At 65.1% G+C, this 22,792-nt stretch carries 22 protein-coding genes and 1 pseudogene; 10 read left to right on the top strand and 13 right to left on the bottom strand.

Annotated elements, in window-relative coordinates; translation table 11 throughout:
- Window positions 1-90 precede the first annotated feature (90 nt).
- The gene (locus RND78_RS23775) at window positions 91-822 is read left to right on the top strand and encodes a glutathione S-transferase (protein WP_312732467.1); all 732 of its coding nucleotides are present in this window, start codon (window positions 91-93) and stop codon (window positions 820-822) included.
- 51 nt (window positions 823-873) lie between these two features.
- Here the strand turns inward: RND78_RS23775 and RND78_RS23770 are convergent, their stop codons facing one another.
- Entirely contained in the window at window positions 874-1,065 is a 192-nt protein-coding gene (locus tag RND78_RS23770) for a CsbD family protein (protein ID WP_312732466.1), read from the bottom strand.
- Between the two features lie 247 nt (window positions 1,066-1,312).
- On the opposite strand from RND78_RS23770, the gene gloA reads away from it, so the two are divergent.
- From gloA to RND78_RS23755, 3 genes are all read left to right on the top strand, one after another.
- Window positions 1,313-1,837, top strand: a complete 525-nt coding sequence (gene gloA, locus RND78_RS23765; RefSeq protein WP_312732465.1) for a lactoylglutathione lyase — start codon at window positions 1,313-1,315, stop codon at window positions 1,835-1,837.
- A 185-nt stretch (window positions 1,838-2,022) separates the two neighbouring features.
- Window positions 2,023-3,651 carry a methyl-accepting chemotaxis protein gene (locus RND78_RS23760; protein WP_312732464.1) on the top strand — a complete coding sequence of 543 codons (1,629 nt, stop codon included), beginning with the start codon at window positions 2,023-2,025 and terminating at the stop codon, window positions 3,649-3,651.
- A gap of 263 nt (window positions 3,652-3,914) precedes the next feature.
- Window positions 3,915-4,037 carry a hypothetical protein gene (locus RND78_RS23755; RefSeq protein ID WP_312732463.1) on the top strand — a complete coding sequence of 41 codons (123 nt, stop codon included), beginning with the start codon at window positions 3,915-3,917 and terminating at the stop codon, window positions 4,035-4,037.
- Between the two features lie 44 nt (window positions 4,038-4,081).
- On the opposite strand, the gene RND78_RS28470 is transcribed toward RND78_RS23755, so the two are convergent.
- Both RND78_RS28470 and RND78_RS28465 read right to left on the bottom strand, forming a co-directional pair.
- Window positions 4,082-4,945 (bottom strand): methyl-accepting chemotaxis protein, encoded by an 864-nt coding sequence (locus RND78_RS28470; protein WP_409457112.1) that lies wholly within the window; start codon window positions 4,943-4,945, stop codon window positions 4,082-4,084.
- Window positions 4,937-5,707, bottom strand: a pseudogene (locus RND78_RS28465) (MCP four helix bundle domain-containing protein); the annotation flags it as partial. The pseudogene RND78_RS28465 and the gene RND78_RS28470, both read right to left, overlap by 9 nt.
- Window positions 5,708-5,937: 230 nt before the next feature.
- Here RND78_RS28465 and RND78_RS23745 point away from each other — a divergent pair.
- The 4 genes from RND78_RS23745 (at window position 5,938) to RND78_RS23730 (ending at window position 9,655) form a co-directional block, all read left to right on the top strand.
- Window positions 5,938-6,129 (top strand): hypothetical protein, encoded by a 192-nt coding sequence (locus tag RND78_RS23745; RefSeq protein WP_312732461.1) that lies wholly within the window; start codon window positions 5,938-5,940, stop codon window positions 6,127-6,129.
- A 251-nt stretch (window positions 6,130-6,380) separates the two neighbouring features.
- Window positions 6,381-7,091, top strand: a complete 711-nt coding sequence (locus RND78_RS23740) for a carbonic anhydrase (protein ID WP_312732460.1) — start codon at window positions 6,381-6,383, stop codon at window positions 7,089-7,091.
- Window positions 7,092-7,296: 205 nt separating this feature from the next.
- A complete protein-coding gene (locus RND78_RS23735) occupies window positions 7,297-8,850 on the top strand; it encodes a SulP family inorganic anion transporter (RefSeq protein WP_312732459.1) in 1,554 nt (517 codons plus the stop codon).
- Window positions 8,851-9,379: 529 nt separating this feature from the next.
- Entirely contained in the window at window positions 9,380-9,655 is a 276-nt protein-coding gene (locus tag RND78_RS23730; protein ID WP_059230413.1) for an HU family DNA-binding protein, read from the top strand.
- Between the two features lie 99 nt (window positions 9,656-9,754).
- Here the strand turns inward: RND78_RS23730 and RND78_RS23725 are convergent, their stop codons facing one another.
- Window positions 9,755-9,922, bottom strand: coding sequence for a rubredoxin (locus tag RND78_RS23725; protein WP_059230412.1), 168 nt, complete (start codon window positions 9,920-9,922; stop codon window positions 9,755-9,757).
- Between the two features lie 159 nt (window positions 9,923-10,081).
- Between RND78_RS23725 and RND78_RS23720 the strand changes: the two genes are divergently transcribed.
- On the top strand, window positions 10,082-11,230 hold the full coding sequence (locus tag RND78_RS23720) for an MFS transporter (protein ID WP_312732493.1): 1,149 nt from the start codon (window positions 10,082-10,084) through the stop codon (window positions 11,228-11,230).
- 429 nt (window positions 11,231-11,659) lie between these two features.
- On the opposite strand, the gene RND78_RS23715 is transcribed toward RND78_RS23720, so the two are convergent.
- The 4 genes from RND78_RS23715 to RND78_RS23700 form a co-directional block, all read right to left on the bottom strand.
- Window positions 11,660-12,436 (bottom strand): MetQ/NlpA family ABC transporter substrate-binding protein, encoded by a 777-nt coding sequence (locus tag RND78_RS23715; RefSeq protein WP_312732458.1) that lies wholly within the window; start codon window positions 12,434-12,436, stop codon window positions 11,660-11,662.
- Window positions 12,437-12,505: 69 nt separating this feature from the next.
- Window positions 12,506-13,285: a MetQ/NlpA family ABC transporter substrate-binding protein gene (locus RND78_RS23710; RefSeq protein ID WP_312732492.1), complete on the bottom strand. Its 780-nt coding sequence runs from the start codon at window positions 13,283-13,285 to the stop codon at window positions 12,506-12,508.
- A 50-nt stretch (window positions 13,286-13,335) separates the two neighbouring features.
- Window positions 13,336-14,001 carry a methionine ABC transporter permease gene (locus RND78_RS23705; RefSeq protein ID WP_017639302.1) on the bottom strand — a complete coding sequence of 222 codons (666 nt, stop codon included), beginning with the start codon at window positions 13,999-14,001 and terminating at the stop codon, window positions 13,336-13,338.
- Window positions 14,001-15,008, bottom strand: a complete 1,008-nt coding sequence (locus RND78_RS23700) for a methionine ABC transporter ATP-binding protein (RefSeq protein WP_312732491.1) — start codon at window positions 15,006-15,008, stop codon at window positions 14,001-14,003. Before RND78_RS23700 ends, RND78_RS23705 begins: the two co-directional genes overlap by 1 nt.
- A gap of 285 nt (window positions 15,009-15,293) precedes the next feature.
- On the opposite strand from RND78_RS23700, the gene katE reads away from it, so the two are divergent.
- Window positions 15,294-17,423, top strand: coding sequence for a catalase HPII (gene katE / locus RND78_RS23695; RefSeq protein ID WP_312732457.1), 2,130 nt, complete (start codon window positions 15,294-15,296; stop codon window positions 17,421-17,423).
- Window positions 17,424-17,555: 132 nt separating this feature from the next.
- On the opposite strand, the gene RND78_RS23690 is transcribed toward katE, so the two are convergent.
- From RND78_RS23690 to RND78_RS23670, 5 genes are all read right to left on the bottom strand, one after another.
- Window positions 17,556-17,936 carry a RidA family protein gene (locus RND78_RS23690; protein WP_145008444.1) on the bottom strand — a complete coding sequence of 127 codons (381 nt, stop codon included), beginning with the start codon at window positions 17,934-17,936 and terminating at the stop codon, window positions 17,556-17,558.
- A gap of 218 nt (window positions 17,937-18,154) precedes the next feature.
- On the bottom strand, window positions 18,155-20,314 hold the full coding sequence (spoT, locus tag RND78_RS23685) for a bifunctional GTP diphosphokinase/guanosine-3',5'-bis pyrophosphate 3'-pyrophosphohydrolase (RefSeq protein ID WP_017639298.1): 2,160 nt from the start codon (window positions 20,312-20,314) through the stop codon (window positions 18,155-18,157).
- 3 nt (window positions 20,315-20,317) lie between these two features.
- Window positions 20,318-20,590, bottom strand: coding sequence for a DNA-directed RNA polymerase subunit omega (gene rpoZ / locus RND78_RS23680; protein WP_312732456.1), 273 nt, complete (start codon window positions 20,588-20,590; stop codon window positions 20,318-20,320).
- 99 nt (window positions 20,591-20,689) lie between these two features.
- On the bottom strand, window positions 20,690-22,036 hold the full coding sequence (locus RND78_RS23675; RefSeq protein WP_312732455.1) for a histidine kinase sensor domain-containing protein: 1,347 nt from the start codon (window positions 22,034-22,036) through the stop codon (window positions 20,690-20,692).
- A complete protein-coding gene (locus tag RND78_RS23670) occupies window positions 22,033-22,776 on the bottom strand; it encodes a response regulator transcription factor (protein WP_312732454.1) in 744 nt (247 codons plus the stop codon). The genes RND78_RS23675 and RND78_RS23670 overlap by 4 nt, the downstream gene beginning before the upstream one ends.
- Window positions 22,777-22,792: the final 16 nt, after the last annotated feature.

The following is a 22,792-nucleotide window of genomic DNA, read 5'->3' as shown; positions in this document are numbered from 1 at the left end:
TCGTGAAAGGTACGCGGCGGGCAAACCTTCGAACCGACCCGAGGGTCACGACTCCTGAATCCGTAAATCTGGCAGACGACGGAGGTTCCCATGCGTTACGAACTGCACTATTGGCCCAGCATCCAGGGCCGCGGCGAATTCGTCCGACTGGCGCTCGAGGAGGCCGGCGCCGACTATCTCGACGTCGGCAATGCGCCGGAGGGCGAAGGCCTCGGCGTATCGGCCTTGGACGACTACCTGCAAGGCCGGAAAACACGGCGCCCGCCCTTCGCCCCGCCGTTCCTCAAGGCGGGCGACGAGGTCATCTCCCATGTCGCCAACATCCTCCAGTACCTGGGACCACGGCTGGAGCTGGTCCCCACCGACGAGGAATCGCAGTTCTGGGTCCATGGCCTGCAGCTGACCATCACCGACCTCACTGCCGAGGCCCACGACGTCCATCATCCGGTGGCCATAGCGCTCACCTATGAAGAGCAGCAGGAGGAAGCGCGGCGGCGCGCCAAGGCCTTCGCCGGCGAGCGCATCCGCACCTACCTGAGCTACTTCGAGCGGGTGCTGGGCTACAACCCGGCCGGCGACACCTGGCTGGTGGGCGACCGCCGCTCCTACGTCGACCTGTCGCTGTTCCAGGTAGTGGCCGGCCTGACCTACGCCTTCCCCAACGCCATGCGTCGCCTCGCGCCAGAGATTCCCGGGGTGCTGGGCGTGGCCGAACGGGTGGCGACCCTGCCCAATATCGCGGCCTACCTCGCTTCGCCACGGCGCCTGCCGTTCAGCGAACATGGCATCTTCCGGCATTATCCGGAGCTGGACCCGGCCTGACGGGCAAAAGAAAAGGCCGCCCGGAGGCGGCCTCTTCCTTGAATCCTGGACTCAGGCGCGATCGACGGTGTTCTTGATCGCTTCTTTACCTTTGCCGACGTTCTTTTGCAGTTTGCCTTCGGCTTCCTGGGCACGACCCTCGCCTTTCATGCGCGAATTGTCGGTGGCGTCGCCAACACCTTGCTTGACCTTGCCGGCCACTTCTTTAGCGGTACCCTTGATTTTGTCGCTGGTGCTACTCATATCAAGTCTCCTTCGATTCGCACAGGCAGTGTGCTTATAAAATCCGACTGCTGCTCTGGCGTCGGGGTTTCGACCATTCGTCGCAGAGCGCAGCGACAAGAGATGTCAAGGTGTGTTTGGGAAACGGTACTCGGAGCCTTTAAACTTCCCGCCCTTTTTCGTGAGCGACCGCGCCAGGCGCCAATTGCTGCGGGAACGTTGCGCAGGGTCGCCTCTCCAAATCCCACACCCTCACAGGAGAATCCTGATGTCGCTGAGCCAATTCGATAACCTGCCGGGCGTGACCGCCCAGCCGGACGCCGCCACCCGGGAGTTCGTCTTCAACCACACCATGCTGCGGGTCAAGAACCTGGAAACCTCACTGGACTTCTACACCCGCGTGCTGGGCTTCACCGTGGTCGACCACAAGGGCTTTCCCGACGCCAAGTTCAGCCTGACCTTCCTCGCCCTGGTCGATCGCAACCAGGTGCCGACCGATCCGGAAGCGCGCCAGCGCTGGCGCAAGTCCACCCCGGGCATCCTCGAGCTGACCCACAACCACGGTACCGAGAACGACGCCGAGTTCAGCTATCACAACGGCAACAGCGATCCGCGCGGCTTCGGCCACACCTGCGTGGCGGTCCCGGACATCCGCGCCGCCTGCGAACGTTTCGAACAGCTGGGCGTGGCCTTCCAGAAGCGCCTGACCGACGGCAATATGAAAGAGATCGCCTTCATCAAGGACCCCGACGGCTACTGGGTCGAAGTCATCCAGTTCACTCCGCTGTCCTGATCCCTCCGGGCCCGGCCTCGCCGGGCCCCGCTGCCCCGAGATATCCGACAACTCTTCAGCCCCTTACTGCTACCGGCGGGCTACTGGCCATCGACGCTGGCTAAAGTCTTACCGTATTCCTGACGAAAAAGTTTTACGAAAGGCGCCCCGCGCGCTTCAGCTTTTTTTCCATCAGGAAGATCGCCATGCAAAGAACAACTAGAATCCGGACCGGGATGTACAGCGTGCTCAGCCTGTTCGTCGCCTGCCTGCTGCTGGCCTGCCTCTATGGCTGGATCAGCGCCCGCACCAGCGCCCAGCAGATCCGCGAGCTGGATAGTCTGACCATGGAGCAGCTAGACAAGGTCAACAACGCCGCCACCTGGATCAGCCGGGCCAGCGCCAATTCCCATACCGCCATGCTCGACCGGGTCAACGGCGATCCGGCCAAGGCCGAGAAAGGCGTGAAACTGGCGCTGGAGCGGCTGGACATCGCCCGCAAGCTGATCACCGACATGCAGGCCTCGATCAGCGAGACCAAGCTGCGCGGGCAGATCGACGCCATGCTGCAGGCCTTCGATGCCTACAAGGTTATCGTCGAGAACCAGATCGCCGCGTGTCGTGCGGGTGACCTACCAGGCTACATCCGCATCAGCGACGGTGCCAAGGGCGCCAGCACGGCCTTCGCCGATACCCGGCAGGCGTTCACCGACGAAATCACCGGGCGCATCGCCGCCACCCTCGCCGCCTCCGACAGCCGCGTCTTCCAGGCCCAGATCGGCAGCCTGCTGCTGGTCGGCCTGACCCTGCTGCTGGCGGTGCTGTCCGGCTGGTTCATCGCCCGCCGGGTGCTGGCCCCGCTACGCGAGGCTGGCGAGCACTTCGCTGCCATGAGCACCGGCGACCTCACCCAACGCATCGAGGTCCGCAGCCATGACGAGATCGGCCAGCTGTTCGCCGGCCTGGTCACCCTGCAGACCAGCCAGCGCGATACCCTGGCCCAGCTCAACCGCACCGCCGAGCAACTCGACACGGCTGCCCAGGAACTGGGCCAGGTGACCGCCGAGAGCAATCGCACCCTCAACCAGCAGCAACAGGAGCTGGAACAGGCCGTGACCGCGGTGACGGAAATGACCACCGCCGTGGAAGAGGTGGCGCGCAATGCTGCCTCCACCTCCGACACCGCCCGCGAATCCGATCGCCTGGCCGCTGGAAGCCGCAGCCAGGTGTCCCAGGTGCTCAACGAACTGCACACCATGCAGACCACGGTCAACGAAAGCGAGGCCGTCATCGCCAACCTGGCGCAACAGGCCAATCAGATCGGCAAGGTGCTCGACGTGATCCGCGCGGTGTCCGAGCAGACCAACCTCCTGGCGCTCAACGCGGCCATCGAGGCCGCTCGCGCCGGCGATGCCGGTCGAGGTTTCGCGGTGGTGGCCGACGAGGTGCGCAGCCTCGCCCACCGTACCCGCGAATCGACGCTGGAAATCGAGCAGATGATCGGCAACATCCAGGCGGGTACCGGTTCGGCGGTGGCCGCCATCCAGCGCAGCAATGCCCTGGCCGGCACCACCCTGAGCACCACCGAACGCACCGGCGAGAGCCTGGAGCACATCTTCGTCGCCATCAGCGACATCAACGAGCGCAACCTGGTCATCGCCAGCGCGGCGGAGGAGCAGGCGCAGGTCGCCCGCGAGGTGGATCGCAACCTGATCAACATTCGCGAACTGGCGGCCGTCTCCAAGAACGGTGCCGACCAGATCGAGACCTCCAGTCGCCAACTCGTCGAGCTGACCCGCGAAATCCACGGCCTGGCGGCACGCTTCCGCGTCTGATGGGCCCTGCGTCGACGGCGTCTGCCAACGGCTCGGCGCCTGGGTATTCAAGCCCGAGCCGAAGCTAACCCTGACACCAGGGTCAGCTTCGGCAAGCGCGGGCCCACCCTCCTCGGATAGCCCTCCGGCCCAGTGCTTTATCTCGCTGGGCTTTACGCATCTTTGCGCTTTCTTGACATGACGCTGTGCCTCGGCTGATGGACAATTCGTCCTACGGAGCCCTGTGGCTCCCGACTCCCTTTCCGAGCCTTGAGAGAATCGTCATGCCGACCATTTCGCGTCCCGGCGCCGGCAAGGCGCTGTCCCTGTTGCTTTCCGCGGTGTTCACGCCCTTCGGCCTGCTGATGGCGCTGACCGTGGTGTTGCAACTGCTGTACTCGCATTGAGACCCTGACCCGGCGGCGGCGCTCCAGGCGCCGCCGCCGCGGTTTCACAGGCGGAAACGCGCCACCATGCCATTGAGGTCGATGGCCAGGCGCGACAGCTCTGCACTGGCGGCACTGGACTGCTCGGCGCCCGCCGCGGTCTGGATCGACAATTCCCGGATGTTCACCAGGTTGCGATCCACCTCGCGGGCCACCTGCGCCTGCTCCTCCGCCGCGCTGGCGATGACCAGATTGCGCTCGTTGATGGCACCGATGGCCCCATGGATGCGTTCCAGGGCATTGCCCGCGCCGCGAGCCACGTCCAGGGTGCTCTGTGCCCGTTCGGTACTGCTGCGCATGGCGGCCACGGCCTGACCGGTACCCTGCTGGATGGTGCCGATGGAGGTCTCGATCTCGCGGGTCGATTCCTGGGTGCGATGGGCCAGCGCCCGCACCTCGTCGGCCACCACCGCGAAGCCTCGTCCGGCCTCACCGGCACGCGCCGCCTCGATGGCCGCGTTGAGCGCCAGCAGATTGGTCTGCTCGGCCACGCTGCGGATCACGTCCAGCACCTTGCCGATGTCGTTGACCTGCAGGGCCAGGTCACCCACCAGGGTGGCGCCGTGCTGGACGTCGCCGCTCATGGTATCGATGGCGCCCACGGTCTCCTGCACCAGGTCGCGGCCTTCCCGGGCCACGCCCGCGGATTCCTGCGAAGCCTGGGAGGTGCTCACCGCATTGCGCGCCACCTCATCCACCGCCGAGGACATCTGGGTCACCGCGGTGGCGGCCTGTTCGATCTCGGCGTTCTGCCGCTGCAGGCCACGGGTGGATTCCTCGGTCACCGCATTGAGCTCTTCCGCCGCGGAGGCGAGCTGGGTGGCGGAACCGAGGATACCCTGCAGGGTCTGGCGCAGCTGGCCCTGCATGGTCTTCATGGCCTGCAGCAGCCGTGCGGCTTCGTCGCGGCCTTCGCTATGGATCTCTGTGGTGAGGTCACCGGTGGCGATCACCTCGGCCACCTGCACCGCCCGGGCGATGGGCTGGGTGATGCTGCGGATCAGCAGCCAGGCGAACACCAGGGTCAGCAGCGCCGTGGCGACCAGCAGCGTCACCAGCCATTGCATGGCATGGCTATAGTCGGCCGCCGCCAGGGCGTTGGCCGCCGCGGTCTGCTGGTTGACCAGGTCGGTCAGCTGCTTGAGCACGGCGTTCACTGCGTCAGAGTTGGCGAGCAGGTCTTCGTTGAGCAATTGCCGAAGCGGCTCCAGCTGGCTGGCAGTGGAATAGGCCAGCATGCGCTGCTGCAGGCTGGCGTACTGGCCGATCAGTTGTTGATAGCGGGCGTAGGCATCACGCTCCTCGCTGGCCTGGATCAGGCCCTCGTAGCGCTGCTGGGCGACGCGCATCTGGCCATTGCGCTGTTCGAACAACGCGGTGGTCTTGGCGATGGTCTCGGGCTCACGGTTGAGTAGGAGACGATAGGACAGTACCCGTAGGCGCAGGGTCAGGGCGGTCAGCTCGTCGAGGGCGGCGACGCGTGGCATGGAGCGCTGCTCGATGGCCAGCCCCGAGGCGCGGATGTCGTTCATCTTGACCAGGGCAGTGCCGCCGAGCAGCAACAGCAGGAGGCCGATGAAGGCGAAGCCGAGCGATGCACGGCGAGCGATGGAAAGATTGCGAAGGGACATGGACTTGCCTCCAATGGACCGGAAAGCTCACCTATCGACCAACGGAGGTAGATCCTGAGGCCGGTTACCTGCAGGGATTTGCCTGCCCCCGGCGGCCTGTCCATGCAGCAAAAGCGCGGAACCCTTGTCCCATAGGGGATGGAGCCTGTTTGAAAGCCTGGTGAAAGTTTTGGGCTGCGGCGCTGTGCCACAGGTCACAAGCCGCGCCGAAAGGTCGAAAAGAACGGCGAATGTCCGCCAACGGCATTGTGTTCACACTTTCGCACATCTCTCGCAAGCCACTGATCGGCAAGGAGAAAGCCCTCGCCTATCGCAATTCACGTTTTCTTCACGGCGAAAGATGCGACTTGGCGGCGAATTGTCGGCTTCGTGTCGATAAAAGTGCGAATGTCGTGGATCGTGCAGCGATAATGGCGGGATGATCTCAGTATAAGTTTGAAATATCTTCTGCGTTGTAGGTCACGAGAGATTCTTTCAGCGTGGATTAAGGTTGTTTCCAACAGGATGCGAGACGGAGGTGCCGACGGTGCCTCAAGTAGGCAAGGGATCGCCGCGGAACGACGCCACCAGAGCCCAAGATGGCCGAGGCGTATCGAGGTGATGCCAGGGGGCGTCTAGCCATTAACCAGCGCTTACCGCTGCCATTGCGTACTTGAGAAGAGGTCAGAAACAGATGAGCGACAACACGGATACCACCTTCGGCGCACCCGACGAGGCCCTCTTGCAGTTGGTCGATGGTTTCAAGCGTTTCCGCCAGGATGTCTTTCCGGAACAGGAAGAACTGTTCAAGAAACTTGCCAGTGCACAGGCGCCCAAGGCCATGTTCATCACCTGTGCCGATTCGCGGATCGTGCCCGAGCTGATCACCCAGAGCTCGCCAGGCGACCTCTTCGTAACCCGTAACGTCGGCAACGTGGTGCCCCCCTACGGCCAGATGAACGGCGGCGTATCCACGGCCATCGAATACGCGGTGGTGGCGCTGGGCGTGAAGCACATCATCATCTGCGGCCACTCCGATTGCGGCGCCATGAAGGCCGTGCTCAACCCCGATCCACTGGAAAAGATGCCCACGGTGAAGGTCTGGCTGCGCCATGCCGAGGTGGCCCGTACCGTGGTCGCGGATCACAGTCATTGTGATTGCGACCACGGCGGCACCCTGGGCTTCCTGACTGAAGAGAACGTGGTCGCCCAGCTGGTTCACCTGAGGACCCATCCTTCCGTGGCCTCGCGCCTGGCCAGTGGCCAGCTGCAGATCCACGGCTGGGTCTATTCCATCGAGACCAGCGAAATCAAGGCGTACGACGCCCAGCAGGAGCGCTTCCTGCCCCTGGATGGGGAGAACATGCCGGTCGCCACCCCGCGCCCGCGCCTGCAGCAGCCCTGATCCACCGCTGCCGTCCGGTACAAGGGCGGCAGTTCGCCGGCGGGTCCAGCGACCCGGCGGCCCATAACAGCGCACCGCGCAACCCACCCGGGGCTCCACCGGGGCCGCCCATCCTTTCGATCTCTGCCTAAAACCGACCGGTGTCATATGACGTGATATGACGCCTGGGCACCGCTTCATCCCGAGTCGCTGGAGGACTAGGACCATGCTTGCCAATCAACAGACCCCGGGGCGCAGCCTGTCGCGCGATGCCCTGGCCTCACTCGTGGTATTCCTGGTCGCCCTGCCGCTGTGCATGGGCATCGCCATTGCTTCCGGCATGCCGCCGGCCAAGGGCATCATCACCGGCATCATCGGCGGCCTGGTGGTCGGCTTTATTGCCGGTTCGCCGCTGCAGGTCAGCGGCCCGGCCGCTGGCCTGGTGGTATTGGTATTCGACCTGATCAATCGCCATGGCATCGAAGCCCTGGGGCCGGTGCTGCTGCTGGCCGGTCTGCTGCAACTGGTCGCCGGCTTCACCCGTCTGGGCGCCTGGTTCCGCGTCACCTCGCCCGCGGTGGTCTACGGCATGCTGGCCGGTATCGGCATCCTCATCGTGCTCTCGCAGCTGCACGTGATGCTCGACGCCAAGCCGGCGGCATCGGGGCTGTCCAACCTGTTGGCCTTCCCTGGCGCCGCCGTCGAGGCCGCCAGCCAGTGGAACGGCAGCGGCAGTGGTGCCCAGGCCGCCCTGATCGGCCTGCTGACCATCGCCAGCATGTGGCTGTGGGAGAAATTCCGCCCGCAGGGCCTGCGCTTCCTGCCTGGCGCCCTGATCGGCGTGACCCTGGCGACCCTGGCCAGCCTCTGGCTGGCCCTGGACATCCGCCGCGTCGAGGTACCCAACAACCTGGCCGACGCCATCGACTGGGTGACCTTCGCCGATCTCGGCATGCTGGCCAACGCCGAGCTGGTAGTGGCCGCCCTGGCGCTGGCCTTCATCGCCAGTGCCGAGACCCTGCTCTCCGCCGCGGCGGTGGATCGCATGCACAACGGTCCGCGCTCGCACTTCGACCGCGAACTGGGCGCCCAGGGCGTAGGTAACCTGCTGTGCGGCGCAGTGGGCGCCCTGCCGATGACCGGCGTCATCGTGCGCAGCTCGGCCAACGTCCAGGCCGGCGCCACCAGCCGGGCCTCCACCATCTTCCACGGCCTCTGGCTGCTGGCCTTCGTCGCCGCCCTGCCCTTCGTGCTCAAGCTGGTCCCCGTGGCAAGCCTGGCCGGGGTGCTGGTGTTCACCGGGGTCAAGCTGGCCGACCCCAAGTCGCTGACCGGACTCAAGCGCTACGGCCGGGCGCCCATGGCCATCTATGCGCTGACCGCGCTGATGATCGTCGCCACCGATCTGCTGACCGGGGTGCTGGTGGGTTTCGGCCTGTCCGTCGCCTTCCTGGCGATCAAGGCGGCGCGGCTCAAAGTCAGCCTCACCTACCGCGAGGACGATCCGCAGCAGGCCGAACTGCGTCTGGTGGGCGCCGCCACCTTCCTGCGCGTGCCCCAGCTGACCAAGGTGCTGGAACAGGTCAAGCCGGGCACCACCCTGCACGTGCCGCTGGATCGCGTGTCCTACATCGATCACGCCTGCATGGAGCTGCTGGAGGATTGGGGCCGTACCCAGGCCAGCAACGGCATGCGCCTGGTGATCGAGCCCAAGGCGTTGGAGCGCCGACTGGAAGGCCAGGCCCCCGCCAGTCAGACCGTGATGCCGATCCAGGCATAGGTCCGCGCCGTTTCGCTGGAGCGTCCGTGCGACGCTCCAGCGGTCTTGCTGGCCGCTCCCCAGCCGAAGATGATCACCCATGCCAAGTCCAGGCTGCGACCTGGCGGCGCACTCGTCACGACGCGCGTTTCATGAGCCAGGCGCGCAGCGCCACTCTCCCGGCGCGTCATTTCATCCGCAAATCCATCACCGGCCCACTCCCGGTCCGGCTGTTCCACAGCGCCTGGCTAGAGCCCTTGCCGCGAAAACCGGAGGCCACCGCCATTCGCCGAGCGGCGGACATTTCGTCCACGAGCGGTGCGTAGAATGCTGCACAGTTGGCGAAGGCCGCATCAGTCATCCTACCAATGGCTAATAGTCTGCTAATTAACTTTCGCTTGTCCTTGCTTTGCCTTATAACGCTATCTGGTTCGACTTTTGTCGCACCAACGCTATTGGTGTCGGGCCGCCCTCTATCCTGGGGGACTCGCTTTGCTAGGAAAGCCATGCGAGGCCCGCACAGCTAAAAATGACGCCACGAGAGGTAGTTATGCGCAAGCCAGAATTGGCAACTGTGATCGCTGAAAAAGTCGGACTTCCAAAGGAACAGGCCAACACCGTGCTCAACACGCTGTTGGACGAGATCGCGAACGCGCTGCACCGCAAGGACAGCGTGACGCTGGTCGGCTTCGGTACCTTCCTGCCGCGTCACCGCGGCGCCCGCATGGGGAAGAATCCCCAGACCGGCGAGCCGGTCAAGATCCGGGCGAGCAATACGGTGGCGTTCAAGCCCGGCAAGGCACTGAAGGACAGCATCGAAGGCTGAGAATCGCGTGGCACGGATGGCCGCTACAGCCAAAAGGCATCGCTCCAGCGATGCCTTTTTTGTTGCCATTTATTACCATCAGGACGAGGCAATGCTAGATCAGCCGATTTCGATCATCTCGAAGTCGCCCTTGCCCACCCCGCAATCCGGGCAGAGCCAGTCTTCCGGTACATCCTCCCAGCGGGTGCCGGGCGCGATGCCATCGTCGGGCCAGCCCTGGGCCTCATCGTAGATATAGCCGCATACGATGCATTGCCATTTGCGCATTTTCTATTTTTCTCTCATCCAGCTTCAGGTAGGGCGCACGCTACGCGAAAGCCCGGCAAAGGCCAACCGTGCCGGAACCCATGCGAACAGCCAGGGCTCCATAGCCGGCGACCCGCTGCCTTCAGATAAGACAAGCCCATGAGTACTTCGTCCGCGCCCATGCCCTGGGCCATCTATTTCGCCGTGTTGGGCAGCGTCATCAGCGTGGGGTTGGCCATCGGCCTGTCGATGCCCTTGGTGTCGCTGCGCCTGGAAAGCTGGGGCTATGGCAGTTTCGCCATCGGCGTGATGGCGGCGGCGCCGGCCATCGGCATCCTCACCGGCGCCAGCCTGGCCGGACGTCTCGCCACCTGGATCGGCACGCCACGGCTGATGCGGCTGTGCCTGGTGAGCGGCGCCGGCTCGCTGATCCTGCTGTCGCTGCTGCCCAGCTATCCCCTGTGGCTACTCCTGCGCCTGGCCCTGGGCGCCATCCTCACGCTGATCTTCGTGCTCGGCGAGAGCTGGATGAACCAGGTCATCACCGATCGCTGGCGCGGCCGGCTGGTAGCCCTCTACGGCAGCGCCTACGCCCTGAGCCAGCTGGCCGGCCCACTGCTGCTCGGCGTACTGGGCACCGAAGGCGACCAGGGCTTCTGGCTCGGCGCCCTGCTCATGCTCGGCGGCGCCACGCTGCTGCTCGGTCGCCAGGGCGCGCCCGCCGCCGGCGGCCACACGGCGGCCTGGCGGGCCCTGCTGGACTTCTGTCGCGGGGCGCCCGCCATCGCCTGGGCCGTGGCGCTGTTCGCCTGCTTCGAGGCGATGATCCTCACCTTGCTGCCGGTCTATGCGCTGAACCAGGGCTTCGGCCAGGCCCTGGCGCTGTACATGGTCAGCGCCGTGGTGGTGGGCGATGCCCTGCTGCAGCTACCCCTGGGCCTGCTCGCCGACCGCCTCTCGCGCCAGGGGCTGTTCCTCGGCTGCACCCTGGGGTTGCTGGCAGTCAGCCTGGCCCTGCCGCTGCTCCTGCATACGGTCGGCGTCTGGCCGCTGCTGATCCTGTTCGGCGCCACCGCCGGCGGCCTCTTCACCCTGGCGCTGATCCTGGTGGGCGAGCGCTACCGCGACGCCGAACTGGTCCGCGCCAATGCCTGTATCGCCCAGCTCTGGGGCCTCGGCTGCCTGGTCGGCCCGCTGGTCACCGGTGCCGCCAGCCAGTGGCTTACCGGCCATGCCTTGCCGCTACTGATGGCGGCCGGCGCGGCGGTGCTGCTGGTGATCATCGGGCAGCGTGGGAGCGTGCCGGCCAGCGCCGAATCTGTGGCTTGATAGGCTCATGAAAAACGCCGTAATGCCGAGCAGTTAAGCCCTCAGACACTGGTGCCTGTTCGCTAGAAAAGGAGCTTGGATCTCGCTTTAGGCGTGCTATCTCGGCCATGGCGGTCCGCCGATGCGGCCGCTTCTACGGCTATGCTCCGACGGTAGGCGCCACTGTCTTATCGCGGCCATGGGACGCTCCTACAGATACCGATCTATCCCGTAGTAGCGGCCCATGGCCGCGATAAAGCGGGTGCGTTAGAGATTCTGATAGGGGCCATGCAACAGCCTGGCATTGCCGATCAGTGACAAAAAACGCCGCGTTCTTGCGAAAAGAGCACGACGTTTTTTGTGGCTATCAGGGTAGCTTGAAGAGCAGTGTGGACTGCGATCAATGCTTAACTGACGGCCCAGGGCCGGCGTTTTCAATTCGGACAGTGCTTAGAACGCCGGCACCACGGCGCCTTTGTACTTCTCTTCAATGAACTGCTTCACCGCCGGGGTGTTCAAGGCCTTGGCCAGCTTCTGCACGGCGTCGCTATCCTTATTGTCCGGGCGGGCGACCAGGATGTTGGCGTAGGGCGATTCCTTGCCTTCCAGCAGCAGGGCATCCTGGGTCGGATTGAGCTTGGCTTCCAGGGCATAGTTGGTGTTGATCAGCGCCAGGTCGACCTGATTCAGCACCCGCGGCAGGGTCGCGGCTTCCAGCTCCTTGAACTTGAGCTTCTTCGGATTATCGGCGATGTCCTTGGGCGTGGCGAGGATGTTGGCGCTGTCCTTGAGTTTGATCAGCCCGGCCTTTTCCAGCAGCAGCAGGGCACGGCCGCCATTGGTGGCGTCGCTGGGAATGGCCACGACGGCGCCTTCGCGCAGTTCGTCCAGCTTCTTGATCTTTTGCGAGTAGATGCCGAAGGGCTCGACATGCACCTGGGCGACGGTCACCAGGTCGGTACCGCGGCTCTTGTTGAATTCATCCAGGTAGGGCTGGTGCTGGAAGAAGTTGGCGTCCAGGCGCTTCTGGGCCACCTGCAGGTTGGGCTGCACATAGTCGGTAAAGACCTTGATCTGCAGGTCCACCCCTTCCTTGGCCAGCTGGGGTTTGACGAACTCGAGGATCTCGGCGTGGGGCACCGGGGTGGCGGCGACGCTGAGGGTCTCGGCGGCGTGGGCGGTCAGGCTGGCGGCCAGCAGGGCAGCGGTGGCGAGCAGTTTCTTCATGGCAGTTTCCTAAGGCGGGGTGGAACCGCCGACGCCTCTGCGGGCGCCGACGGCGGTGGCGCAGAGCTGTCAGAACGCGGGAACGACGGCGCCCTGGTACTTCTTCTCGATGAATTGCTTCACTTCAGGCGTGGTCAGCGCCTTGGCCAGCTTCTGGATGGCCGGATCGTTGGCCTTGTCGGCACGGGTGTAGAGCAGGTTGGCGTAGGGCGACTCGCCGCTCTCGATGAAGAGGGCGTCCTTGGTCGGCACCAGCTTGGCTTCCAGGGCGTAGTTGGCGTTGATCAACGCCAGGTCGACCTGGTTCAGCACCCGCGGCAGGGTCGCGGCTTCCAGTTCCTTGAACTTCAGGTGCTTGGGATTCTCGACGATGTCACGCGGGGTGGCGGTGACGTTGCTCGGGTCCTTGAGGGTGATCAGACCCTGCTTGGCGATCAGCAGCAGCGCGCGACCGGAGTTGCTCGGATCGTTGGGGATGGCCACGGTGGCGCCGTCCTTGAGGTCCTTGATGTCCTTGATCTTCTGCGAATAGGCACCGAAGGGCTCGACGTGCACCGCCACCACCGGCACCTGGTCGCTGCTCGGGTTGCTCTTCTGGTAGCTGGCGTAGTAGGGCTTGGTCTGGAAGTAGTTGGCATCCACCTGCTTCTGATCGGTCTGGCGATCAGGCTGGATGTAGTCGGTGAAGACCTTGATCTTCAGGTCCACGCCTTCCTTGGCCAGTTGCGGCTTGATGAATTCCAGGATCTCGGCATGGGGAACCGGGTTGACCGCGACGGTCAGGGTCTCGGCCTGGGCAGCGGTGGCAACGCTCAGGCCGAAGGCCAGGGACAGCAGGGTACGTTTCAGCGACATCTGGATTTTCCTTATGCAAAACCTGCGAATGGATGAAGCCTGGATCAACGACGACTGAAATGGGCGACGAGGCGATCGCCGACCATCTGCAGTACCTGGACCAGCACCAGCAGCAAGAGCACCGTGACCACCATGACGTCGGTCTGGAAGCGCTGGTAACCGAACCGGATGGCCAGATCGCCGAGGCCGCCGCCGCCGATCACCCCGGCCATGGCGGTGTAGGACACCAGGGCGATGGCGGTGACGGTGGTGGCCGCGATCAGCCCCGGCAGGGCCTCGGGCAACAGGGTACGGGTGACGATCTGCCAGAGGCTGGCGCCCATGGCCTGGGTGGCCTCGATGATGCCGCGGTCGACCTCGCGCAGCGCGGTCTCCACCAGCCGGGCGAAGAAGGGCGCGGCGCCCACCACCAGCGGCGGAATGGCACCCTCGACCCCCAGGGAGGTGCCGATCAGCCAGACCGTGATGGGGATCATCAGGATCAAGAGGATGATGAAGGGCACCGAGCGCAGCACGTTGACCACGAAGGAAAGGATGCCGTAGACCAGCGGTTGCTCCAGCAACTGGCGGCGGCTGGTGAGGAACAGCAGCACGCCCAGCGGCAGGCCGAGGATCAGGGTGAAGAGCATGGACCAGCCGAGCATGGCCAGGGTGTCCTGGGTCGCCTGCCAGATCTCGGCCCAGTCGATGTTGCTGAAGAGTTCGTCCATCAGCGCAGGACCTCCACGGTGACGTCGGCGGCCTGGAAGCGAGCCAGGGCGGCGTCCAGGTCACCGCCCACCAGGGCGATGGTGAGCTGGCCATAGGGCTCGTCCCGGATGCGGTCGATGCGGCCGCCGAGAATGCTGTAGTCCACACCGGTCTCCCGGGCGACGTGGCCCAGCAGGGGTGCATAGGTGGCTTCGCCGCGGAAGGTCAGGCGCAGGATGCGGCCCTCGACATGGGCGTAGGCGTCGGCCAGGTCGGCCTCGTCCTGGTGCTCGGCCTCGAACACGAAGCGGCGGGTGGTGGGGTGCTGCGGATGCAGGAAGACGTCGGCCACGGTGCCCTGTTCCACCACGGCGCCGCCATCGAGCACGGCGACGCGATCGCAGACGCGACGAATCACGTCCATCTCGTGGGTGATCAACACGATGGTCAGGCCCAGCTCGCGGTTGAGTTCGGCGAGCAGTTGCAGCACCTGGGCGGTGGTCTGGGGATCGAGGGCGCTGGTGGCCTCGTCGCAGAGCAGGATCTTCGGCTCGGTGGCCAGGGCGCGGGCGATGCCGACGCGCTGCTTCTGGCCGCCGGAGAGTTGCGCCGGGTACTTGCGCGCCTGGTCGGACAGCCCGACCCGCGCCAGCAGTTCCTCGACGCGCTGGGCGATCTGCGCCCGCGAACGCCCGCCGGCCAGTTCCAGCGGCAGGGCCACATTGGCCGCCACGGTCTTGGACGAGAGCAGGTTGAAGTGTTGGAAGATCATGCCGATGCGACGGCGGAAATCGCGCAGCTCGCTCGCGCCCAGGGTGGTGACCTCGGCGCCGTCGACCAGCAGGCGGCCGCCGCTGGGGGCTTCGAGGCGGTTGATCAGGCGCAAGAGGGTGCTCTTGCCCGCGCCGGAATGGCCGATCAGGCCGAAGATCTCGCCGGCTTCGATCCTCAGGTCGACCGGCTGGAGCGCCGCGACCTCGCGACCGCGCGTGCGGTACGTCTTGTGGACAGCATGGAATTCGATCAATGGAAGAACCTTGAGTGCATCATCAGACAACAGGAGGGTGATCCCGGCGCGCAGTTTAACGTGCGCGCTTATATCTGCTTAGCACTTGTTATCGGATGTTAAGCCGATAAAGGCATATGGCCAGCGCGGGCAAGGAATCCTCGTCCGGGAAACAGCCTGTCGCTTCGCCCTGGCCGAACGGAACACCAGCGCGCCCAGGTGAGTCACTACAGGACTGCCTGAATTCGCCCCACATTCCGTAGGGGACGCAAAGAGCGCCCTCCAGGCGCCTGATGAGGACTTTCCATGGCTACGCCCCCCAAGAGTGAACTCGCCGGTACCGATACGCTGGATCGCCAGAACACCTCGAAGAAACTCGAGCAGCTGGAGCAGTTCCGCTCCGATGCCACCGGCCAGGCACTGCGCACCAACCACGGCGTGAAGATTGCCGACAACCAGAATTCCCTCCGTGCCGGCACCCGTGGGCCCTCCCTGCTCGAAGACTTCATCATGCGGGAAAAGATCACCCACTTCGACCACGAGCGCATCCCGGAGCGCATCGTCCATGCCCGTGGCACCGGTGCCTATGGCTACTTCCAGCCCTACCAGGACTGGTCCGACCTGACCAAGGCCGCGCTCTTCCGCGATCCCAACCACCAGACCCCGGTGTTCGTGCGCTTCTCCACCGTGCAGGGCCCGCGCGGGTCCGGTGACACCGTGCGCGACGTGCGTGGCTTCGCCATCAAGTTCTACACCGAGGAGGGCAACTGGGACATGGTCGGCAACAACATGCCGGTCTTCTTCATCCAGGATGCCATCAAGTTTCCCGACTTCGTCCACGCGGTGAAGCCCGAGCCACACAACGAGATCCCCACCGGCGGCAGTGCCCACGACACCTTCTGGGACTTCGTCTCCCTGGTGCCCGAGTCGGCGCACATGGTGCTCTGGACCATGACCGACCGCGCCATCCCGGTGAACCTGCGCAGCATGCAGGGCTTCGGCATCCACACCTTCCGCATGATCAACACCGCCGGCAAGGGCGTCTTCGTCAAGATCCACCTGAAACCCGCCGGTGGCGTGCGTTCCCTGGTGTGGGACGAAGCCCAGAAGCTGGCCGGCAAAGACACCGATGCCCACCGTCGCGACCTCTGGGAAGCCATCGAGTCCGGTGACTATCCCGAGTGGGAATTCGGCGTGCAGATCATCCCCGAGGAAGACGAGCACAAGTTCGACTGGGACATCCTCGACGCCACCAAGATCATCCCCGAGGAGCTGGTGCCCATCACCCCGCTGGGCAAGCTGGTGCTCAATCGCAACCCGGACAACTACTTCGCCGAGACCGAGCAGGTGGCCTTCTGCCCCGGTCATGTCGTGCCCGGCATCGACTTCAGCAACGACCCCCTGCTGCAGGGCCGGCTGTTCTCCTACACCGACACCCAGATCAGCCGCCTTGGTGGGCCGAACTTCCACGAACTGCCGGTCAACCGCCCGGTGGTGCCGAACCACAACGGCCAGCGCGACGCGAAGTACCGCATGACCATCGACAAGGGCCGGGCCTCCTACGAGCCCAACTCCATCGATGGTGGCTGGCCCAAGGAAACCCCGCCGGCGCCCCAGGATGGCGGCTACGAGAGCTACTACGAGCGCATCGACGGCCACAAGGTACGGGAGCGCAGCGAGACCTTCGGCGACCACTTCTCCCAGGCCACGCTGTTCTACAACAGCCTGTCGGAAGCCGAACAGTCCCACGTCGCCGATGCCTACAGCTTCGAGCTGGGCAAGGTCGAGCGGCTGTGGATCCGCGAGCGCCAGGTCAACGAGATCCTCGCTAACATCGACCTGGAGCTGGCGCAGAAGGTGGCCAAGAAGATCGGCGTGACCCCGCCCACCGCCCCCACCGTGCCGCCGCGCAAGATCTCCATCGACAAATCGCCGGCGCTGAGCCAGCTCAACCTGCTGTCCGGCAACATCAAGGGCTTCAAGGTGGCCGTGCTGGTGGGTGACGGCGTGATCGCCAGCGAGGTTGACGCCATCAAGCAGGCGCTCAAGGCCGAAGGTGCCCATGTGAAGGTGCTCGGCCCTACCGCCGGCCCGGTCAAGGCCGCCGATGGCAGTGAAGTCGCCGTGGACGGTTCGGCCGAGGGCATGCCGTCGGTGGCGCTGGATGCGGTCTATGTGCCGGGCGGCGCCGAGAGCGTCAAGGCCATGCTCGACGACGGCGTGATCAAGCACTACCTGCTGGAAGCCTACAAGCACCTCAAGGCCATCGCCCTCACCGGCGAAGCCGAGCAGCTGCTCAAGGCCGTCTACCTGAGCCCTGACGAGGCGCTGCTTACCGGCAGCGACTTCAAGGCGGTGCAGCAGGACTTCTTCGCCGCCATCGCCAAGCACCGTTGCTGGGCGCGGATGCCGAAGATCAAGTCCATCCCGGCCTAAGTAGGCAGGCATGAAAAAGCCGACCGTCGCGAGACGGTCGGCTTTTTTCGTTTGGGGCCATCGCGGCCATGGGCCGCTCCTACAAAAGCATCAATCTCCTGTAGGAGCGACCCATGGCCGCGATCAGAAGGATCAACCCAACACCAACACCCCATCCATTTCCACCTGCGCACCCTTGGGCAGCGCGGCCACACCGATGGCGGCGCGGGCGGGATAAGGCTGCTGGAAATAGCGACCCATGATCTCGTTGACGGTGGCGAAGTGCGCCAGGTCGATCAGGAAGATGTTCAGCTTGACGATGTCTGCCAGCGAACCACCGGCGGCCTCGGCGACGGACTTGAGGTTTTCGAAGACCTGGACCACCTGGGCTTCGAAGCCGTCGACCAGCTCCATGCTGGTGGGATTGAGCGGGATCTGCCCGGAGAGATAGACGGTGTCACCGACCTTGATCGCCTGGGAATAGGTACCAATGGCGGCGGGCGCCTTGTCGGTGTGGATCACTTGCTTGCTCATGGATCACTCCTGTGCGGGAAAGGACCGATTCTGCAAGCCGGTGGTGATCCGCTGCAACCTCAGAACCTGCTCACGATCTCGCGAGTTAGAGCCAAACAAGGCGAAAAGGGCTGAGGAAGCGGAGTTTACGAGTGGTAAATGAGCATTCCGACCGGGCTGGCGACCCAGGCCATTTTCAACGCCGTTTGGCCGACGCGCAGCAGACCGTGAACAGGTTCTTAGCTGCGTACTCGAGTGATACCGGCCACGCCCTTGAGCGTGCGCAGCTTCTTGATCACCCGCGCCAGATGGACGCGGTCACGCACGCTTACCACCAGTTGGACCACGCTGACCCGACCATCGCGTTCGTTCATGCCGATCTTCTCGACGTTGGCGTCCGCGGCCGTGACGTTGTTGGCCAGCATGGCGATCAGGCCGCGCTGGTGCTCCAGCTGGACGCGCAACTCGACGCTGAATTCGCCGGTGACGTCCTTGGCCCAGTTGAGCACGATGCACTTTTCGCTGTTGTGCCGGAATTCGGCGATGTTCCGGCAGTTTTCCAGGTGGATCACCATGCCCTTGCCGGCCGAGAGATGGCCGACGATGGGATCGCCCGGAATCGGCGTGCAGCACTTGGCGTAGCTGATCACCAGGCCCTCGGTACCGCGGATCGCCAGCGGTCCCTGGGGCGTGGTGCTGGCCTGGGGCTCCAGCGGCTCTTCCTGCTCGCTGCCGGACACCAGGCGCCGGGCCACCACGTAGGCCATGCGATTGCCGAGGCCGATCTCTTCGAGCAGGTCTTCCAGCACCACGCCCTTGTACTCGCCGAGCACCGAGAGGATGCGCATGGGCGAGATCTTCGACAGCTGGGTGCCGAAGCCGGACAGCGCCTTGTTCAGCAGCCGCTCGCCGAGGCTGATGGACTCGGAGCGACGCTGCTGCTTGAGCGCATGGCGGATGTTGGTGCGGGCCTTGCCGGTGACCACGAAATTGAGCCAGGCCGGATTGGGCCTAGCACCGGGCGCGGTGACGATCTCCACCGTCTCGCCGCTGCCCAGCGGCTGCGACAGCGGCGCCAGGCGACGATTGATGCGGCAGGCGATGCAGCTGTTGCCGACGTCGGTATGCACCGCGTAGGCGAAGTCCACGGCCGTGGAGCCCTTGGGCAACTCCATGATGCGGCCCTTGGGCGTGAAGACGTAGACCTCGTCGGGGAAGAGGTCGATCTTCACGTTCTCGATGAATTCCAGCGAGTTGCCCGCCCGCTGCTGCAACTCGAGGATGCCCTTCACCCACTGGCGCGCCCGCAGGTGGCTGGCGCGCGGCTCGTCGCCACCGGCCTTGTACAGGCCGTGGGCGGCAATGCCGTTGTTGGCCATCTCTTCCATCTCGCGGGTGCGGATCTGGATTTCGATGGGCACGCCGTGCATGCCGAACAGGGTGGTGTGCAGGGACTGGTAGCCGTTGGCCTTGGGGATGGCGATGTAGTCCTTGAAGCGCCCCGGGAACGGCTTGTAGAGATTGTGCACCGCGCCGAGCACCCGGTAGCAGGTGTCGACCTTGTCGACGATGATGCGGAAGCCGTAGACGTCCATGATCTCGTTGAACGACTTACGCTTGCCGCGCATCTTCTGGTAGATGCTGTGCAGGTGCTTCTCGCGGCCGACCACCTCGCCGTCGAGGCCGTCGCGGGCCAGGCAGTTGGCCAGGGATTCCTGGATCTTGCCGAGGATCTCGCGGCGATTGCCACGCGCGGTCTTGACCGCCCGCTGGATGCGTTCGGCACGCATCGGGTGCATGGCACGAAAGCCCAGGTCCTCGAATTCCACGTAGAAGTCGTGCATGCCCAGCCGGTTGGCGATGGGCGCGTAGATTTCCAGGGTTTCCTTGGCGATGCGCCGGCTCTTGTCCGGCGGCATGGCGTCCAGGGTGCGCATGTTGTGCAGCCGGTCGGCCAGCTTGACCAGGATGACGCGGATGTCCTTGGACATCGCCATGGTCATCTTCTGGAAGTTCTCCGCCTGGGCCTCGGCCTTGGTCTCGAACTTCATCTGGGTCAGCTTGCTGACCCCGTCCACCAATTCCGCCACCGTCTCGCCGAACTGGCCGGCGAGGGCTTCCTTGGCGATGCCGGTGTCCTCGATGACATCGTGCAGCATGGCCGCCATCAGGCTCTGATGGTCCATGTGCATGTCGGCGAGGATGTTGGCGACGGCCAGCGGATGGGTGACGTAGGGCTCGCCGCTGCGGCGGCGCTGCCCGTCGTGAGCCTGCTCGGCGTAGTAGTAGGCCCGCCGGACCAGATTGACCTGGTCGGGGGTCAGGTAGTCCGCCAGACGCTCGGCCAGCAAATCGATGCCGGTCGGGCGGACGTCACCATACGCAGGCTCGGCGGCCATGGCTTAGAGAGCCTCGCCGTCCGCTTCGTCGTTGACTTCGAAGGCGGCGAACAGGGGCTCTTCCTCGACGATGTCTTCCAGGCGGATGACTTCTTCGTCGACCAGGCCTTCAGCGATCTCGCGCAGGGCGACGACGGTGGGCTTGTCGTTGTCCCACGGTACCTTGGGCTCCTTGCCGCCGGTGGCCAGCTGGCGCGAGCGCTTGGTGGCGAGCATGACCAGCTCGAATCGGTTGTCTACGTTATCCAGGCAGTCTTCGACAGTAACGCGGGCCATGGTCTTCCTCGTGGCGATGATGATCCCGGGAACGGGGGACCCGATAGTATAAAAATTCGCCAGTGGCAAGGGAAGGGGCGATGGTCGGAAGGTCAGCGGTCAGGCCGCCGGCAACCTCAGCGTCAGGCGCAGGCCCGGATGACGATTCTCGGCGTGGAGTTCGCCACCCTGCAGCCGGATCGCCGAGCGGGCGATGGACAGGCCCAGGCCGAAGCCGTCGCCACCGGGACGGGCGCCGTTGAGGCGGCTGAAGGGCTCGAAGATGAATTCCAGGGCGGCCGCGGGCACGCCCGGTCCCTGGTCTTCGATCCAGAACAGCCAGTCCGTGCCCTGGCGCCGGCCGTCCAGGCGGATATGGCCGTCCACCGGTGAATGGCGGATGGCGTTGCGCAGCAGATTCTCCAGGGCTCGGCTCAGGGCGTTGAGATTGGCCAGCACCGTGGCGTCCGCCGGCAGGCCGCAGTGCAATCGGGTACACGGCCAGCCGCTTTCGAAGAGGGCATCCTCGCCGAGGATCTCCCAGAGCGCCACCAGCGCCACCGGCTCGCGTGGCAGGATCGGTGGTTCGGTGTCCAGCCAGGCCAAATCCAGGGTCAGCTCCACCAGTTGCTGCATGCCCTGCACCTCGCGCGCCAAGCGGGCGCGCAGTGCGCCGGCGTCATCCTGGCCTTCGCAGAGCACCTGCAGGCGCGACAACGGGGTACGCAGCTCGTGGGACAGATCACGCAGCAGCCGCTGCTGATAGCCTGCCTGTCCTTGCAGCCGGGCAGCCATGCCAGCGAAGGCGCGGCCGAGATCGCCCAGCTCGTCGTGACGGCGGGTGATCTCCGGGGCGGCGAAGGCAGCGCCCTGGGCGCCGGCGGTCAGGGCCTGCTGGCGCAGCCGCCGTAGCGGCACCATGAGTTGCCGATAGAGCAGCGCACAGAGCGCCAGGGTGACGATCAGCGGGAAGAGGCCATGGCTGAGCAGTCGTGAGACCAGGTGGGTCGGACCGGGCATGAGGCGCGCCGGCAACTCGACGATCAGCCGTCCCTCGGCCAGGTGTGCCGGAAAGGGCACCTCCAACAGCGGCGCGCCTCGGGTCCGCACACTGAGCGGCCAGTCGAGACTACGTACCCCGCGCAGGCGCTCGGCCTCGGCACGGGTCAGGGGGGTGGAAGCCAGGGACTGGAACAGCGGGTCCAGGGCGATGGCCCAGACGCCTTCGGTTTGGCGCAACTGTGTCAGGGCTCGGTCGACCCCTGCCCTGCCCTCCTCGTGCCAGGCGGCAGCGACCCGGGCAGCCTGCTCCTGCAGCTCAACCTGAGTCTCAGGCTCCAGGCGATAGCCGCGGATCTCCATGGCCCGCCCCCAGCTCCAGCTGAGCCAGACGATCAGCAGGCAGGCGCCGAGGGTCAGCGCCAGCAGCTTCCAGAACAGCGAGTGCCGCGACGGTAGGGCGCTCATGCCTCGACCCGCAGCAGCACGTAGCCTTGGCCCCAAACAGTGCGGATCTCCACTGCGACGCAGCCGGCCTGCTGCAATTTGCGCCGCAGATGGCTGACATGCATGTCGAGGCTACGATCATGGCGTGACCAGGCGCGCTGCAGGGCCTGATGATGAATCAGCGGCTTGCTCAGCACCGCGCCGGCCTCGCGCCAGAGCAATTCCAGCACCCGGTACTCCGAGGCGGTGAGCCCCAACCAGGTGGCCCGGTGGCGCACGTCCTGCTGCCGGGCGACGAATTCCAGCGGGCTCGCGGCGGCCAGGGCCTCCGACGCCTCGGTCGCGGCGCGCTCGAAGGCAATACGGCGACGCAGCGCCTCGATGCGCACCTGCAACTCATCGAGGCTGAAGGGCTTGGGCAGGTAGTCGTCGGCGCCACTGCAAAAGCCCTGGATGCGATCCCCTTCGCTGCCCAGGGCCGAGATCAGGATCACCGGCACGCCGCTGCGCTGGCGTAGCTCGCGCAGCAGGTCCAGGCCGTTGCCACCGGGCAGCAGGATGTCCAGCAGCACCAGCTCGACCGGCTCGCTCGCCAAGCACTCGCGCGCCGCGCTGACGGTCGCGCAGAGCCGGGGCTGATAACCCCGCGCCTGGAGCTGGTCGGCGAGATGGGCACCGAGCAACGGATCGTCTTCGATGATGAGCAGGCGCAGGCCGGGCGGTAGTACCGGAGACCGCTCTGGCGAGGGAAGAAGCTGCATGGCAATACCGGGTAAA

It is taken from the genome of Pseudomonas oryzihabitans, from assembly GCF_032027545.1.
Lineage (GTDB): Bacteria > Pseudomonadota > Gammaproteobacteria > Pseudomonadales > Pseudomonadaceae > Chryseomonas > Chryseomonas oryzihabitans_F.
The sequence above is the reverse complement of the archived record's forward strand: the minus strand, read 5'-3'. Positions and strand labels throughout refer to the sequence as shown.

Coding starts and splice junctions, on each gene's coding strand:
- RND78_RS23775 (WP_312732467.1), top strand. CDS start 91: ATGCGTTACGAACTGCACTATTGGCCCAGCATCCAGGGCCGCGGCGAA.
- RND78_RS23770 (WP_312732466.1), bottom strand. CDS start 1,065: ATGAGTAGCACCAGCGACAAAATCAAGGGTACCGCTAAAGAAGTGGCC.
- gloA (WP_312732465.1), top strand. CDS start 1,313: ATGTCGCTGAGCCAATTCGATAACCTGCCGGGCGTGACCGCCCAGCCG.
- RND78_RS23760 (WP_312732464.1), top strand. CDS start 2,023: ATGCAAAGAACAACTAGAATCCGGACCGGGATGTACAGCGTGCTCAGC.
- RND78_RS23755 (WP_312732463.1), top strand. CDS start 3,915: ATGCCGACCATTTCGCGTCCCGGCGCCGGCAAGGCGCTGTCCCTGTTG.
- RND78_RS28470 (WP_409457112.1), bottom strand. CDS start 4,945: ATGCAGGGCCAGCTGCGCCAGACCCTGCAGGGTATCCTCGGTTCCGCC.
- RND78_RS23745 (WP_312732461.1), top strand. CDS start 5,938: ATGTCCGCCAACGGCATTGTGTTCACACTTTCGCACATCTCTCGCAAG.
- RND78_RS23740 (WP_312732460.1), top strand. CDS start 6,381: ATGAGCGACAACACGGATACCACCTTCGGCGCACCCGACGAGGCCCTC.
- RND78_RS23735 (WP_312732459.1), top strand. CDS start 7,297: ATGCTTGCCAATCAACAGACCCCGGGGCGCAGCCTGTCGCGCGATGCC.
- RND78_RS23730 (WP_059230413.1), top strand. CDS start 9,380: ATGCGCAAGCCAGAATTGGCAACTGTGATCGCTGAAAAAGTCGGACTT.
- RND78_RS23725 (WP_059230412.1), bottom strand. CDS start 9,922: ATGCGCAAATGGCAATGCATCGTATGCGGCTATATCTACGATGAGGCC.
- RND78_RS23720 (WP_312732493.1), top strand. CDS start 10,082: ATGCCCTGGGCCATCTATTTCGCCGTGTTGGGCAGCGTCATCAGCGTG.
- RND78_RS23715 (WP_312732458.1), bottom strand. CDS start 12,436: ATGAAGAAACTGCTCGCCACCGCTGCCCTGCTGGCCGCCAGCCTGACC.
- RND78_RS23705 (WP_017639302.1), bottom strand. CDS start 14,001: ATGGACGAACTCTTCAGCAACATCGACTGGGCCGAGATCTGGCAGGCG.
- katE (WP_312732457.1), top strand. CDS start 15,294: ATGGCTACGCCCCCCAAGAGTGAACTCGCCGGTACCGATACGCTGGAT.
- RND78_RS23690 (WP_145008444.1), bottom strand. CDS start 17,936: ATGAGCAAGCAAGTGATCCACACCGACAAGGCGCCCGCCGCCATTGGT.
- spoT (WP_017639298.1), bottom strand. CDS start 20,314: ATGGCCGCCGAGCCTGCGTATGGTGACGTCCGCCCGACCGGCATCGAT.
- rpoZ (WP_312732456.1), bottom strand. CDS start 20,590: ATGGCCCGCGTTACTGTCGAAGACTGCCTGGATAACGTAGACAACCGA.
- RND78_RS23675 (WP_312732455.1), bottom strand. CDS start 22,036: ATGAGCGCCCTACCGTCGCGGCACTCGCTGTTCTGGAAGCTGCTGGCG.
- RND78_RS23670 (WP_312732454.1), bottom strand. CDS start 22,776: ATGCAGCTTCTTCCCTCGCCAGAGCGGTCTCCGGTACTACCGCCCGGC.